The organism is Streptomyces sp. S3(2020) (assembly GCF_013044505.1).
In the GTDB taxonomy this organism is placed as follows: Bacteria; Actinomycetota; Actinomycetes; order Streptomycetales; family Streptomycetaceae; genus Streptomyces.
On the sequence record NZ_JABERD010000026.1, the window covers coordinates 56150 to 70762 of the forward strand.

The following is a 14613-nucleotide window of genomic DNA, read 5'->3' on the forward strand; positions in this document are numbered from 1 at the left end:
GTAACCTCACGGGCATGGGGGCATCAGCATCCGGTGCAGGTCAGGACGCCGACGAGGAGGCGCGGCGGCGGCTGAACGCGTACACGTACCTCAGCGCGCCCGAGCGGCTGGAGCACGTCGCGATCATGCGGGTCTTCTGCGGAACGCTGCTGGCGGACCTCGCCGTCCCGGACATCATGGCGAAACTGCGCCAGGCCAGTGCTTCCGCCGCAGGACTCGACGCCGACACCCTCACGGTCCGACTGGAACAGCTGGTCCAGTGGGGAAACCTGCTCCGCAGCAGCCACACGGTGAACGCGTCCAGCATCAGCGAGTACCAGCGTTCCCGCTCGCGCTACCAGCTGTCGAAACTGGGCGAACGTATCCAGCGGGACGCCGACGGAGTCCTGGCCGAAGCCGACGCCGCCCGCGAGGTGAGCAACGAACTGCTGGCACTGGTTGAGCGCGGACTACGGGAGCTGGCCGACCTCGTGACCGCGCCGGGCGGCGTCGAGCCGCAGAACGGACTGGAGCGGATCAGCACGCTGTTCGTGCAGTTCACCGAGTTCGCGGACTCCATACGCGACTTCTACGCCTACCTCGGCCAGGTGCTCTCCCGCTACGACCTGGACAGCGCCGAGTACCAAGGCTTCAAGGAGCTGCTCCTGGACTACGTCGAGGCGATCACGGAGGACGTGGCGTTCCGCGCGCCCCGGATCTCGGCGGCGTTGGACACCCTGTGGCCGCACATCCCGGCTCTGCTGGACCGGCTGGACTCCCACGCCCAGGGGCTCACCGGGCTCTCGGCGCAGGCGCAGGGCGAAAGCCGCCCGGAGGTCCGGATCCAGCGCAGCCGGGGCCGCGAATTCGCGGACTGGGAGGGCCTGCGCGGCTGGTTCAGCAACATCGACGGTCAGGGCAGCCAGGTCGACCAGCTACGCGATGCCACCCTGCGCGCGTTGCAGTCGTTGCTCGCCAATGCCAAGCGGATGCTGCGATCGGCCACCGGGGAGATGTCCCGGCGCAAGGATCTGCTGCGGTTGGCCCGCTGGTTCGACGAAGCGGCGCCGCGGGACGCACACGACATCGCCGTCGCCGCCTTCGGGCTGTACGGCGCCCGCCATCTGGGCATACCTCCGGCCACCGACGAGGTGGTGCCCGCATACACGAGCTGGTGGACCGGTCCGGTGGTCGAGGTGCCGGTGGCCCTGCGCGAAAGAGGCAGCCGAGCCCAGCGTGGCCGGGCCTCAGCGGTGGAGGACCACTCCGCGCAGAAGCAGCTGCTGAGGGAGGCAGCCCGTCAGCGGGCGGCGGCCAGAGCAGCGGCAGCCGACGAACTGCGCAGCGCGTCCGGCCGGTTCGCCGAGGTACGCCTCACGTCAGCGGCGCTCGGCCTGCTCTTGGAGCTGCTGGCCACAGCGCTCGGAAACGCACAGCTCAGCAGGCCCGTCAGCACGGACGGGGAGTGGACGGCGGGGTTCGACCTCGACTCGGCCAGCAGTGAAGACGCCGAACTGCGTATCCGCCTCACCGTGCGCCGGACGGCAGGCACGCGAACGGTGCTGTACTCGGCCGACGGCGACCTGCTGCTGGACGACCTGGAGCTGGACATCGGTCGCACCTCCGCCGCGGTCGACGGCGAAGCGGAGGCGAGCGTGTCATGACCCTCCCCTCGACTCACGACGTAGCCCTGGCAGCCGAGCGCCGCACCGCCGCCCGGTTGCTGCTCGCCCACCCGCTGATCGCGTCGGACGGCCCCCACGCCGACCTCTTCCCGCTGATCCGCAGGCACGCCGACTGGCTGGGCAAACGGTTCCAGCAGGTGCTCGGCTACCGCCTCCTGGTCGACAGCTCCTACGCCCGGCTGTTCAAGGCGGGGCTGGGGGCGGGTTCGGGTCATCGGCTGGAGCGCTCCACCGGCACCCCATTCACCCCACACACGTACGCCTGCCTCGCGCTGGCCCTGTCCGTGCTGGTGACCGCGCCCGGGCAGATGCTGCTGTCACATCTGGTCGCCGATATCAGGGCTGCCGCAGCCGACGCCGGGATCGAGCTGGAGGAAACGGGCCGGGCGGCCGGGAAGCGGACCCTGGTCGCGGCTCTGCGCCAGCTCGTCGACTGGGGTGTGCTCATCGAGACCGAGGGCCATGTGGCCGCGCTTGCGCAGGAGGCGGGCGGAGAAGCCCTGATCACGATAGACCGGGAGCTGGCACGCGTGGTCGTCGCCGGCCCGTTATCCCAGGCACGGGACGGCGCCGACCTGGTCCGGCAGGCAGCGGACCCGGGCTTCGGCGGACCACGCACCTACGTGCGCCGGATGCTCGTCGAGACACCCGTCGTCCACCTCGACGAGCTGACGGACGCCGAGCGTGACTGGCTGCGCACCCGGCAGCGCCGGGAAGCCCAGGCTTTCTCCGAACTCCTGGGCCTGGAGATGGAGATCCGTGCCGAGGGCGTGGCGCTGGTGGACCCCGAGGAAGAGCTCACGGATCTGCACCTGCCAGGCACCGGGACCGTCGCACAGGCCGCGCTGCTGCTGGGGGAACGGCTCGTGGAACGGCTTCGGCCGCAGGAACCGGGGCATCCGGCGACCGGCGGGACGCTCGTCATCGGGGTGGCCGTCCCGGACGGCCTGGTGGATGAGGTGCTGGTCGGGCTGATCGCCGAGTACGGGCAGCGCAGCAACTGGCAACGCGGCTACCTGGAGGACCTTCCCTCCCTGCGAGAGGCCGTACTGGACCTGCTGGTCCGCATGCGGCTGATGGCCCGCGCGGGCCGGCTGCGCGCCGAGGGCGAAGGACTGCCGGAGCGGTACGTCGAAGAGGCGTCGGAAGGACGCTCGGTGACCGATGTCCATGGCGCACGGCCCGGCGGTGACGGCTGGGTGCTGCTGGCCGCAGCGGCCCGCTACGCCACCCAAGTCACGGTGCGCCCGGCCACCGCAGCCGGCAAAGGCACGGACGTTCAAGAGGAGTTGCCGCTATGACCACCGACGCGCGTGGCCTCGTTCCGCTGCCGCGTTCCGGCGCTGCGACAGCCGCCGGCCCCGCAACGACCAGCGGCACCCGCTTCCGGCTGCACCGGGCGGGCATCCAGAACGTCTGGCAGTACGACGAGCAGGAGTTCTCCTTCGGCGACGGACGGCTGCTGCTGCGCGGCAAGAACGGCGCGGGCAAGTCCAAGGCCCTGGAGATGCTGCTCCCGTATCTTCTGGACGGCGACTCCCGGGCACTGGACGCGACCGGCACCGGCCGGACCACGCTCGCGTGGCTGATGCTGGACGGGTTCGAGCAGACCAACCGTCTCGGGTACCTGTGGGTGGAGTTCCGGGGCACGGACAACGACGGCGGTCACCGCCACCTGACGCTCGGTGCCGCCATCCGCGCCTCGAAGTCGACGCAGAAGGCGGTGCCGACGTTCTTCGTCACCCCGCTGCGGATCGGTGAGGACCTGCACCTGGTCGAGGCCGGTAAGCCGCTGCCGGTTGACCGGCTCAAGGAGATCGTCGGCTCCGACAACACGACCGACCGTGCGGTCCAGCACCGCTCGCGCGTGGCCCGGGAACTGTTCGGCATCACCGACGCGACGCGCTACCGCAACCTCACCCAGCTCCTCCACCGGCTGCGGCGCCCGACGGTCGGCGACCGGATCGAACACGGGGGCCTGGTCTCCCTGCTGAGCGAGACCCTGCCGGGGCTCGACGAGGACGTGGTCGAGAAGGTGGCGCGCAACCTCCACGACCTCGACGCCGTACGGGACGAACTCGGCCGCCTGGAACGCACCGACGCGGCCTTGCGCACGTTCCTCACCAGTTACCGCGGCTACCTGGCCGGGGTCCTGCGCACTTCCGCCCAGAGAGTGAGCCACGAGCTGGGCGTCCTGACTCAGCGGCGCCGGGCGGCCGGAGACGCCGCACAGCGGACGAGCGACCTGAGGACGCAGGAGGAGGAGTCGGAGGGCCGACTGGAGACCCTGCGCGACGAGGAACAGAACGCCCGGACCGACCTGGCCGCCCTGCACGCCAGTCACGCCTACCGCAGCCTGCGCGAACTGTCGGAGCGCCGCGGCACGGTGGAGGCGCTGCACACCGCCGCCGCAGCCGTGTTCACCACCCTTCACAACGCCCACGACGCGGAGGAGGGCTCGGCGGAGCGGCTGGCCGAAGGTGTCGAACACCTCGGAAGCCGACTGGCCGAGCTGGGAACCGAACACCGGGAGCTGCTGACGCAGGCGGAGAAGGCCGGGCTTCCCACCGGCCATCTCGGTGAGGCGGTGGCTCTGCCGCGCACGGATCTGGCCCAGGCCGCCGAGACCGAGCTGACGACTCCGGACGGGGAGACGCGTACCGTACGGCACCGGTCGGTGGCCCGCGTGGACACGGTCACGGCGCGGGAAGGGCTGCGGTCCTGGCAGAACCAGTTGGAGGACGCCGAGTCGGTCGCGAGAAACCGGGCCCGGATGGTTCAGGAGGTGACCCGCCTCATCTCACGGGCGGACGAGGCACGGGCCGCGGCGGCTCAGGCCGATGCCGAGCGCGAACGGCTGGAGGGCGAGGCGGAAGACGCCGCCGGCCATCTCGACGGCAGCCGCCAGAAGGTCGCTGAGGAGAGCGGCGCCTACTCCCGCCAAGTCGCCGAGTGGGCGGCGCGCACGCGGACTGCGCTGGGCCCCGACTGCCCGTCGCTGGAAGCCGTCCACGCCACCGTCGGCCACGAGACCTCCACCGACGCGCCGTTCGCGGACCGCACGCTGCCGCCCGACGTCGACAGCCAAGCGTGGCGGACAGCTCAGGCCGCGTGGGAGCCGTACGGCGAGGAACTCACCGGACTCCGGGACGCCCTGGCAGTCGGCGTCAGCCGGCTCGGCGAGGAACTCGACCGCCTGGCGAGGCAGAAGCGGGACTGGGAGCAACGTACCGACCCCGAGCCGCCGGCCCCGGACCATCGTGCCGCCGCGAGGACACCGGGCAGCGGAGCCCCCTTCTATCGGCTCGTGGACTTCGTGGACGACCTGGCTCCGGCTGAACGTGCTGGCCTGGAAGGGGCTTTGGAGGCGAGCGGAATCCTGGACGCGTGGGTGAGCGCGGACGGCGTCCTGCTCGATCCCCGCACCCGGGACACCCTTCTCCAGCCGGGTCCCTCGCTGTCCGACGGGCCGACTCTCGCCTCGGCCCTGCGCCCAGCCCCTGAACCGGGTTGCGGCGTCTCCTCCGAGCAGGTGGGGGGTCTCCTGGCCAGCATCGCACTCGCATCGGCACAGGAGACCTCCGCGCACAACACAGTGTTCTACGACGGCAGTTGGCGTCTGGGCGTGCTCAGCGGTCGTCATGACAAGGGCGACACCGAGTATGTGGGGGCCGCCGTACGCGCCGAGACTCGGCGGCGCATCCTCGCCGAGCTGGAGGAGCGGATCGCGCATACGGAACAGCGGCTGGCCGATGTCCGCGAGGAGCTCGCCGTAGCCGATGCGATGCGTCGGGCTCTCACGCTCGCGGAACGGGACTTCCCCAGGGCACGGAATCTCGCGGACGCGTGGAGCAGGACTGAATCAGCCGAGCGGACCTTGCGCGACCTGACCGCCAAGGCGACCCGGGCGGCGCGGCTGGCCGAGGAGGCCCGCGCTCTCGCGGTATCGGCGCGGACCAAGTCGGAGGCCACCGCCACCGCCCACGACCTGCCCGGCGACCCTGCCGCCCTGGACCGTGTGCGCACCGCACTGGCTGGCCTCCTCAGCGGTATCGGGCATCTGCGCAGGGCCGTCGGCGGCATGGGCGAGCGGCTCGGCACGAACCAGGCCGATGCCGACCGGTACGGACGCGCCCGGGAGGATCGCCTGGCCGCGGACGAGAGCTACCGGCTCCACCTCGCCGGACTGCGCACCGCTGAGCAGGACCTGCGCACCCGAGAGGAGGCGATCGGGTCTTCCGAGGAGGAGATCCTCTCCCGCGAACAGGACGCCAAGCAGCGCATCACGAACGCCGTCCAAGCACTCCCCGCGGCGCAACGAGCTCGCGACGATTTCCACGACCTGCGCGTGCGCGCGGAAGAGGACGAGAAACGCCTGCGCGGGACCCTGGCGGACCAGGAGACGGCGGTCATCGACACCGGCAGCGCTCTGCGCGGGGCTCTCGGCCGACCGGAGGTGGTGCTCGGTGCCGGTCTTGACCGGTCCTCGCTGCCTGAGTACATGTCGGACGATCCCGGCACGGACGTGCGCAGCCGTCTGCGAGCGCTTCGGACCCTCGCCGAGGCCGTGGAGCAGGCCCTCGGCCGCCCGAAGGGCGAGGTGTCGGACAGCGCCCTGCTCATCCGGCACACCGCGCTACGCGACCAGCTGGCGGGCGGGTACGACGCACAGCTGGAGGAACGCGACGGCATCAAGGTGTGCCGCTTGGTCGACGACCACGGGTCCCATGACGTCGCGGCCGTGGGCGAGCGGATCGCCGTGCAGGCGGCGGAGGCCCGGGGGCGGCTCACCGAGCGTGAACGTGAGGTCTTCCAGCGGTTCCTGACCGGCGAGCTCGGTGACCACCTCTCGGCGCAGGTCATCACCGCGGCGAACCTGGTCGCCGCTCTCAACGACACCCTGCGGACCGTGCGCACCTCCCACGGCCTCGGCGTCGAGCTGCTGTGGAAACTGGACGAGGACGTGGACGCGGATGTGCGCGCGGCCGTCGAGCTGCTGCGCAGTCCGTCGAGCCTCAGGACTCGCGATCAGACCGAGCAGCTGCGCGAGGTACTGCAACGCCGGATCGAGGACGCCCGCCGTGCCGACCCGTCAGCCGGTTACGCCGCCCATCTGCGGACCGCGCTGGACTACCGCGACTGGTTCCGCTTCCACACCTTCGTGGTCGAGGACGCGGCTCCGGGCCGCCGTCGGAAACTGACCGGACGGACCGGTCTCAGCCAGGGCGAACAACGGGTTCTCTCCTACCTCGTGCTCTTCGCCGCGGCTGCCGCCCACTTCACCAGCCTCGCCGAGTCGGCACCGCACGCGCCGCGCCTGATCCTCCTGGACGACGCCTTCGCCAAAGTCGATGAACCCACCCATGGCCGACTGGGCCGTATCCTCGTCGACCTCGATCTCGACTTCGTCCTCACCAGCGAGCGGCTCATGGGCAACTGGCCCGAGGTTCCGTCCCTGCACATCTACGAGTGCCTCCGTGACCCCCACGTACGCGGGGTGGCCACCCTGCACTACACCTGGAACGGTCGGCACCGGCGTCTGGTGTCCGTATGAGCGGGCTGCCCGCCGCAACGCGCGACTGGCTGACGGGACCTGGACTCACCCGGCTCTGGGAGAGCGTACGCAAACGCCTGGAGAGCAACGGCGTACAGGCCACGGGTTCGCTCCGGCTGACCGCGATGAATGCCCAGGAACGCAACGACCTGTCTCTCCTGCTGGGCAAACCCCTCACAGGTGCCGCCGTGACCATACGGCTCGACGTGCTCGACGCACGGCTACGCTCCTCGGCCGCCGGACTCGGCCTCAGACAGACACTGGAGGAACTCGGCCCGCCACTCACCGACCGCCGTGCCGCCCGCGCGGACGTGGCGGCACGTAGGGAGCAGGTGTGGTCGTCCCTTGCTTCGTCACTGGACGCCTCGCCGCTCGCCGAGCAGGAATGGCCGCGGCAGTGGTACGACCTGCTGCGCCGTGCCGGTGTTCCGAGAGGAGTGACGCCCGAAGCGGCGACTTGGACACTCCAGCAGGCGGTCCAGGTCCTCACCGCTCTCCTCGGACCCGAAGTTCCTGAACGCAATGGCACACGCGGCCGGGGAGAACTCGCCGCCATGGCGACAGGCTCCGCGCACGGCCTGGACGACGGCACCTGGCTCGCACGCCTCGTCCAACGCGGGGTCGCCCTCGCCCATGGCACCGAGTTCCCCGGCGACGCGGCCGGCCGACGCGCTCTGTGGCGGCTGGTGTCCGTCACGCCGGACGAGGTCTCCAGCACGGTGCTCACCTACGGGCTGCGACCCGACGGCGAGGGCTGGCGGGAACGTGCCCTGCGGGAGCGGGCCGACCATCACGCCGAGGTTCACGTCACCCCACGCGACCTGCATGATCTCCGGCTGCGACTCCCCACCGGAACGCTCATCCACATCTGTGAGAACCCGCGCGTGGTGGAAGCCGCGGCGGACGCGGCCTGCGTCCAGCCCCTCGTGTGCACCTCCGGCAGCGCCGCCACCGTGGTCTTCACGCTTCTCGACGCCCTCGCCGCCACGGGCTGCCGCTTCGCCTACCACGGCGACTTCGACTGGCCGGGGATCGCTCTGGCCAACCGGGTCATCCGCCGCTACGAAGCCCGGCCGTGGCGCATGGGCACCGCGGACTACGAGCACCTGGCCGCCCGTAGTCAAGCCGAGGGCATCCCTCAACTGGCCCTCGACGGCCAGCCGGTCGACGCGGACTGGGACCCGGATCTCGCCCACGCCATGATCGCCCTCGGCGTCGCGCTCCATGAGGAGGCGACCCTCGAACTCCTGGTGGACGACCTGTCACGCCGGGCGTAGGGACGTCGACGCCTCCGTGCCGGGCTCTGGGAGCCATCTGGGAGCCGATCCGCTCCCCGAGCCCCTCCCACACCGCCCAAGACCGTCCCACCCCAACACCCTGACCAGGCAAAACGCCAAACTACCCGGTGTCGATCTTGGACGAGCCTCATTCGGGACGAAGACGTCGTGGGTTCAAATCCCGCCACCCCGACAGGTGAAACACAGGTGGGGCATCTAGGAACGTTCCTAGGTGCCCCGCCTGTTTTGTTTGGTGTGGCTTGCGTGGCGGGGGCCACAGGGGTCGGCCGTAGTCTTTGTGGGCAGGCAGGCAGACGGACAGGTGGGCAGCGCCCCGGAAGGACCCCGCATGATCATCTTTGGTACCAAGGGCTACCTCTATCAGCTCGCGATACTCACCCTCGTCTGTGGCCAGTGCGGTAATCCCGCGGCGCATACGCTGCGCAAGCGGGTCACGAAGTTCACGTTGTTCTTTGTGCCGCTGTTCCCGTTCTCGACGAAGTTCGCGACGCAGTGCACCTTCTGTGGTGTGGAGCAGAAGATCACCAAGGAGCAGGCGGAGCAGTTGCAGGCGCAGGCCGTGGGTGGGCAGCAGGCGTACGGGCAGCCGCAACAGCAGCAGCCTTACCAGCACTGAGCTGTCCCTAACAGATCTCCCTAACGGATTTCCTTAAGAGGTTTCTTGAGGACCCGGACCGTCGTCGGCGGCTAGTGGGTGTGCAGGGCCAGGCCCGCCGTCCCTCGCCGCTCTCGGCCCGGCAGTAGCCGCATCGCTCGGTCGTAGTCGCCGCCCGTCAGTGACCGGAAGGGGATGGTCTCGGCGGTGAACAGGGTGTCCAGGCGTCGCGCGTACGCCTGTCGGGCCGCATGGAAGCGTTCCGCCGGGAGCTCGTTGGCGTCGTGGACCGCGAAGGGCTCCAGCGGGGTCATGCCCGTGAACCAGAACAGGCCGTGTTGCAGGGGGTGCAGTACGTCCGTGAGGCGGCCGTGGATGCCCCGGTCCGAGAAGGACGTCTCCCTGGCGCCCAGCGTCACCGACAACAGGGCACGGCGGCCCGTCAACGCGCTCTCGCCGTACGGTGGCGGGACCTGAGGACCGTAGGCGAAGCCGCTGGTGAAGACCCGGTCGATCCAGCCCTTCAGGATCGCCGGGGCGGAGAACCACCACATCGGGAACTGTAGGACGACCGCGTCCGACCAGCGGATCTTGTCCTGCTCCGCGGCGACGTCCGGGGACAGGTGACCTTCCAGCGTGGCCTGTTCGGAGGTCCGCATGATGTGGAGGCGGTGGTCCGGGTCGTGGGCGGGGTAGTCGTCGGTGTCGACGGTCGGCTTCCACTTCATCGCGTAGAGGTCGGAGAGCCGTACATCGTGGCCCGCCTCGCGGAGGTGGTCCGCCGCGAACGTCGTCAACGCGCTGTTCAGGGAACGGGGATCGGGGTGGGCGCTGACGATCAGGATCTTCTTCTTCATGGCGTCAGGTTCGCCCGGCTCCCCCGTCCCGGCCAGAACCCCCTTCGACCGGCGGATCGTCAGTCCTGGTACTGGCAGGGCCACGCATACTGGAGTTCATGGATGTGAGCTACGACGGTCAGCGGGCTCTCGGTGGTTTTCTGCGGGCCCGTCGTGGACGGGTCGCGCCGGAGCAGGCGGGGATCGGCGGTGCGGCCGGGGTCGTCGGGAAGAAGCGGCGCCGCGTACAGGGGCTGCGGCGCGAGGAGTTGGCGCAGCTCGCCGGGATCAGCGTCGACTACTACGTCCGGCTCGAACAGGGGCGTGCCACCCAGCCGTCCGTCGAGGTGCTGGACGCGCTGGCGCGGGCGCTCGGTCTCGACGCGGCGGAACGGCGGCATCTCGACACCCTCGCCGCCGGGCGGCACGAGCCCGTGCCGGCCACCCGGATCGGGCCGGGGCTGCGGCGCGCGCTCGACGCCATGGACCGGCTGCCCGTCTTCGCCACCGACCACCGTCTCGACGTCGTCGCCTGGAACCGGCTGGGGGCCGCGCTCATGGGCGGCCTGGACGTGCCGGGGCGGCGCGATCCCAACAACGCGCGGTTCCTCTTCCTCGATCCCGCCGCTCGCGACCTCCATCCCGACTGGGAGGACCGGGCCGCCGAGGCCGTGGGGCTGCTGCGGGTCTCCGCGGGGCGGTATCCGGACGACGGCGAACTGGGCGCGCTGATCGCCGAACTGGGCGGCGCGAGCCGGGACTTCCGGCGGATCTGGGACTCCGGCGAGGTCACGATGTGTGCCGCCGGGCGCAAGCGGCTGCGGCATCCCGTCGCGGGGCTGCTGGAGTTGGACTTCGAGACGCTGCATGTGCCCGCCGGGCCGGGTGAGTCCGGGCTCGTGCTGCATGTGTTCAGCGCGGCGGACGGCACCGCGGAGGCCGCCGCCCTCGCTCGACTGGCCTGACCGTCACTTGTTCCACGTCTCGTCGTACGGGTCCGTCGGCGCCGTCACCGGTCGCGACGAGGTGACCTTCAGATACGGGATCGGGCCGTTGTTCACCGGGTCCTTCGTCCGCCGGGGCGTGTAGGTGCCGGTGACCTCCAGCCAGGCGTCCGGGCGCAGGACCGGCGGGATCGTGCCGGTGAGGGCGACCTTCACCGGCTGGGCGTCGGCGGCACAGCAGTTGAGGGCCATGCGGACCAGGTAGGGGTGGCCCGCCGGGTCCAGGGCGACGAAGCCGGTGACCTTGATCTCGCGGTTCTTCATGGACCGCCCGTGGTCGTAGACCGCGCGGCCCGCGTAGTCGGCCACGCCGAGGCGGAGCGGCCCTTCGGCGGGCAGGTCCTCATAGCCGTACGCCTGCTGCAGGGCCGTACCCGTGCGCATCGCGCTGTACGAGCCGAGGGCCGGCGGGGCGACCAGGACGAGGGCGAGGACGGGGAGGGCCAGGAGCCAGGAGATCCGAGGTTCGCGGTGATGCTCCCCATCCCCATGGTCCGGCTCACCGCGCTCCCCGTGCTCCCCGTGCTCCGCCTGGGCGTCGCGCCGCTCGTACCAGAGCGTCGCCACCGCCGCCGCGATCAGGACCGCGCCGGAGAGCAGCAGCAACGGGCGCAGGCCCGCCTTGACGTATCTGAGGTACAGGTCGGTGCTGCCCGCGTGCAGCAGGGTCGCGCCGAGCAGGAACATGACCGCCGACTGCGCGTGCTTGTTCACAGCAGCACCGCCCCGGTCAGCACCGACACCAGCACCGCGAGGACGAACGTGGCGGGCGCGAAGCGCAGCGCGAAACCGCGGCCGAAGGTGCCGGCCTGCATCGCGAACAGCTTCAGGTCGATCATCGGGCCGACCACCAGGAACGCGAGTCGCGCGGTGAGCGAGAACTGGGACAGGGACGCGGCGACGAACGCGTCCGCCTCCGAGCAGATCGACAGCAGGACGGCCAGTACGGCGAGGGCGAGGACGGAGACGAACGGGTTCCCCGCCGCCGCACGCAGCCACTCCTCCGGTACGACCGCCTTCAGCGTCGCCGCCGCCATCGCGCCGACGACCAGGAAACCGCCGGCGTGCATCACGTCGTGCCGGACCGACCCCCAGAACGCCGCTCCCCTGCCCTGGCCCTCGTACGACGCACGGGCCGGCGGCCGCAGCCAGTCGGAACGGCCCAGGCGCAGCCAGAGCCAGCCCATCGCGCACGCCACGAGCAGGCTGGCGACGAAACGGGCCAGGACCATCTCGGGGTTGTTCGGGAACGCGACCGCCGTCGCCGTCAGCACGATCGGGTTGATCGCCGGCGCGGAGAGGAGGAACGCGAGGGCGGCGGCGGGGGCGACGCCCCGGCGGACCAGGGCTCCGGCCACGGGGACGGACGCGCACTCGCAGCCGGGCAGCACCGCGCCCGCCGCGCCCGCGACCGGGACCGCCAGGGCGGGGCGTTTCGGCAGCGCGCGGGCGAAGAACGACGCCGGTACGAACACCGCGATCGCCGCCGACAGCATCACGCCGAGCACGAGGAAGGGGAGCGCCTGGACGACCACGGCCACGAACACCGTCATCCAGCTCTGCATCACCGGGGTGGAGAGCAGCCCGCGGATCGGGCCCTGCATGAGCAGCGCCAGGAGCAGGAGCATGGTGAGCAGGAGGGGGGAGTTGAGGTGGCGGGCCTGTTGGTCGTCGTCCGGGCGTCCGGGGAGGGCTCGGGGAGCCGGCGGCTCGTGGGGTTCGTGTGCTTCCTGGGGTTTCTGGGATACCTGGGGTTCCTGGGATACCTGAGGTACCGACGCGCGGTTCGGCGTCGGCTTGGTGATGGCCACGGGCGAGGTACCTCCCGAAGGATGCTGGTTTCCCTCCCCTCCAGTACGGCGGGGTGCGGACGGGTGTTCAGTGTCTTCTGGAACCTCCCGTCCCGGTAAGGCAGTCTTTCCCCTCGTGGCGAGCGTTCCGAATCAAGGTCAGGCCGGGGACAGCGGCGCGCACATGGTCGTGTGCGGCGACGACGGGCTCGCGCATCGGCTGGCGGCCGAGTTGCGGGGCGTGTACGGGGAGCAGGTCACGCTCGTCGTGCCCGCGTCCGAGCGGAGTGTGCGGCCGCCGGTGGTGGGGCGGGCGCGGGCGGCCTCGGCGGCGTTGCTGGACCGGATGGTGAGTGCCGCCGGTGGCCGGGCGGCGGCGGGTGAACCCGCGGGTGGGGAGCGGCAGTTGGAGGCCGCCGAGGCGACCGAGGCCGTGCTCGCCGACGCCGGGGTGGAGCGGGCCGCCGCGCTGGCGCTCGTGTACGACGACGACGAGACCAACATCCGTGCCGCCCTGACCGCCCGCCGGCTCAATCCCCGGCTGCGGCTCGTACTGCGGCTCTACAACCGGCGGTTGGGGCAGCACATCGAGGAACTCCTCGATCAGGCGGCGGCCTTGGCGTCCGGTGACGGCCCGGATGCCGACTCCGGGGGCGACTCCGGGTCCGGGTCCGGGTTCGATGCCTCTACGACCGTCCTGTCCGACGCCGATACGGCCGCGCCGGCGCTCGTGGCCAGTGCCGTCGCCGGGACCAGCAAGGTCGTGCAGACGGACGGGTTACTGCTGCGGGCGGTGGAGCTGCCGCCGGGGGCCGGTGGTTCCGGGCTGGCCACGCTGGCGTTGCTGTCCGCGAGCGGCAACGGCACCGCGGGGCCCGACGGTTCCGATCCGGGCGGTGCCGAGCAGGGGCCCGAGCTGCTGCCGGACGCGGCGGCGGTGCGGGCGGCCGAGGGGCGCGGGACCGTGGTGCTGGAGCAGGTGTCGTACGCGGCGCCCGCCATGTCCCCGGGGCGCAGTGTCGTGCCGCCGTTCGCCTCGCTCTTCTCGCGGCGGCTGCGGTGGTCGTTGGCCGGTCTGGTGGGGTGTGTGGCCGCGCTCGCCGTCGCGCTGACGGTGGTGACCGGGGAGCATCCGCTGTACGCGACGTACATGACCCTTCTCGATCTCTTCGCCATCAACGATCCCGCGCTCGGCGCGTCCACCGGGCGTCAGGTCCTGCAACTCCTCGCCGGGCTCGTCGGGTTGTTGTTGCTGCCGGTGCTGCTGGCCGCGGTGCTGGAGGCGCTGGGTACCTTCCGGACCGCGTCCGCGTTGCGCAAGCCGCCGCGGGGGCTGGGTGGGCATGTGGTGCTGCTCGGGCTGGGGAAGATCGGTACTCGGGTGCTGACGCGGTTGCGGGAGCTGAACATCCCCGTGGTGTGCGTGGAGTCCGATCCCGAGGCCCGGGGGCTTGCGACCGCTCGGCGGCTGCGGGTGCCCGTGGTGCTCGGGGATGTCACTCAGGAAGGGGTGCTGGAGGCTGCCAAGGTGCATCGGGCGCATGCGTTGTTGGCGGTGACCAGTGCGGATACGACGAATCTGGAGGCCGCGTTGTACGCGCGGTCCGTGCGGCCGGATCTTCGGGTGGTGCTGCGGCTGTACGACGACGACTTCGCCACCGCGGTGTACCGGACGTTGCGGGCGGCTCATCCGCAGGCCTCCACTCGGAGTCGGAGTGTGTCTCATCTGGCCGCGCCCGCGTTCGCCGGGGCGATGATGGGGCGGCAGATTCTGGGGGCGATTCCGGTGGAGCGGCGGGTGTTGTTGTTCGCCGCGGTCGAGGTGGGTGGGCATCCGCAGCTGGAGGGGAAGACGGTCGGGGAGGCGTTTCG

At 71.1% G+C, this 14613-nt stretch carries 10 protein-coding genes; 7 read left to right on the forward strand and 3 right to left on the reverse strand.

The genetic code is table 11. From position 1 onward, the window contains the following. Positions 1-14: 14 nt before the first annotated feature. The 5 genes from HLK59_RS11720 (at position 15) to HLK59_RS11740 (ending at position 9132) form a co-directional block, all read left to right on the forward strand. On the forward strand, positions 15-1643 hold the full coding sequence (locus HLK59_RS11720) for a TIGR02677 family protein (RefSeq protein WP_171141294.1): 1629 nt from the start codon (positions 15-17) through the stop codon (positions 1641-1643). Then, positions 1640-2965: a TIGR02678 family protein gene (locus HLK59_RS11725; protein ID WP_171141295.1), complete on the forward strand. Its 1326-nt coding sequence runs from the start codon at positions 1640-1642 to the stop codon at positions 2963-2965. The genes HLK59_RS11720 and HLK59_RS11725 overlap by 4 nt, the downstream gene beginning before the upstream one ends. Further along, complete coding sequence (locus HLK59_RS11730) at positions 2962-7218, forward strand: TIGR02680 family protein (RefSeq protein ID WP_171141296.1); 4257 nt, start codon at positions 2962-2964, stop codon at positions 7216-7218. The genes HLK59_RS11725 and HLK59_RS11730 overlap by 4 nt, the downstream gene beginning before the upstream one ends. Continuing rightward, positions 7215-8495 carry a TIGR02679 family protein gene (locus tag HLK59_RS11735; RefSeq protein ID WP_171141297.1) on the forward strand — a complete coding sequence of 427 codons (1281 nt, stop codon included), beginning with the start codon at positions 7215-7217 and terminating at the stop codon, positions 8493-8495. Before HLK59_RS11730 ends, HLK59_RS11735 begins: the two co-directional genes overlap by 4 nt. Positions 8496-8844: 349 nt before the next feature. Continuing rightward, entirely contained in the window at positions 8845-9132 is a 288-nt protein-coding gene (locus HLK59_RS11740) for a zinc-ribbon domain-containing protein (RefSeq protein ID WP_171141298.1), read from the forward strand. Between the two features lie 71 nt (positions 9133-9203). On the opposite strand, the gene HLK59_RS11745 is transcribed toward HLK59_RS11740, so the two are convergent. Further along, positions 9204-9968: an NAD(P)H-dependent oxidoreductase gene (locus HLK59_RS11745; protein WP_171141299.1), complete on the reverse strand. Its 765-nt coding sequence runs from the start codon at positions 9966-9968 to the stop codon at positions 9204-9206. A 98-nt stretch (positions 9969-10066) separates the two neighbouring features. On the opposite strand from HLK59_RS11745, the gene HLK59_RS11750 reads away from it, so the two are divergent. Continuing rightward, positions 10067-10912, forward strand: coding sequence for a helix-turn-helix domain-containing protein (locus HLK59_RS11750; protein WP_171141300.1), 846 nt, complete (start codon positions 10067-10069; stop codon positions 10910-10912). 3 nt (positions 10913-10915) lie between these two features. On the opposite strand, the gene HLK59_RS11755 is transcribed toward HLK59_RS11750, so the two are convergent. Beyond that, the gene (locus HLK59_RS11755; RefSeq protein WP_171141301.1) at positions 10916-11665 is read right to left on the reverse strand and encodes a TIGR03943 family protein; all 750 of its coding nucleotides are present in this window, start codon (positions 11663-11665) and stop codon (positions 10916-10918) included. After that, complete coding sequence (locus HLK59_RS11760) at positions 11662-12588, reverse strand: permease (protein WP_171141308.1); 927 nt, start codon at positions 12586-12588, stop codon at positions 11662-11664. Before HLK59_RS11760 ends, HLK59_RS11755 begins: the two co-directional genes overlap by 4 nt. Before the next feature lie 337 nt (positions 12589-12925). On the opposite strand from HLK59_RS11760, the gene HLK59_RS11765 reads away from it, so the two are divergent. After that, positions 12926-14613, forward strand: a 1688-nt coding sequence (locus HLK59_RS11765; protein ID WP_171141309.1) for an NAD-binding protein, incomplete at its 3' end; no start/stop codon positions are given.

Bases quoted from the DNA above. Each gene is read 5' to 3' on its own strand.
- HLK59_RS11720 (WP_171141294.1), top strand. From the start codon at position 15: ATGGGGGCATCAGCATCCGGTGCAGGTCAGGACGCCGACGAGGAGGCG.
- HLK59_RS11725 (WP_171141295.1), top strand. From the start codon at position 1,640: ATGACCCTCCCCTCGACTCACGACGTAGCCCTGGCAGCCGAGCGCCGC.
- HLK59_RS11730 (WP_171141296.1), top strand. From the start codon at position 2,962: ATGACCACCGACGCGCGTGGCCTCGTTCCGCTGCCGCGTTCCGGCGCT.
- HLK59_RS11735 (WP_171141297.1), top strand. From the start codon at position 7,215: ATGAGCGGGCTGCCCGCCGCAACGCGCGACTGGCTGACGGGACCTGGA.
- HLK59_RS11740 (WP_171141298.1), top strand. From the start codon at position 8,845: ATGATCATCTTTGGTACCAAGGGCTACCTCTATCAGCTCGCGATACTC.
- HLK59_RS11745 (WP_171141299.1), bottom strand. From the start codon at position 9,968: ATGAAGAAGAAGATCCTGATCGTCAGCGCCCACCCCGATCCCCGTTCC.
- HLK59_RS11750 (WP_171141300.1), top strand. From the start codon at position 10,067: ATGGATGTGAGCTACGACGGTCAGCGGGCTCTCGGTGGTTTTCTGCGG.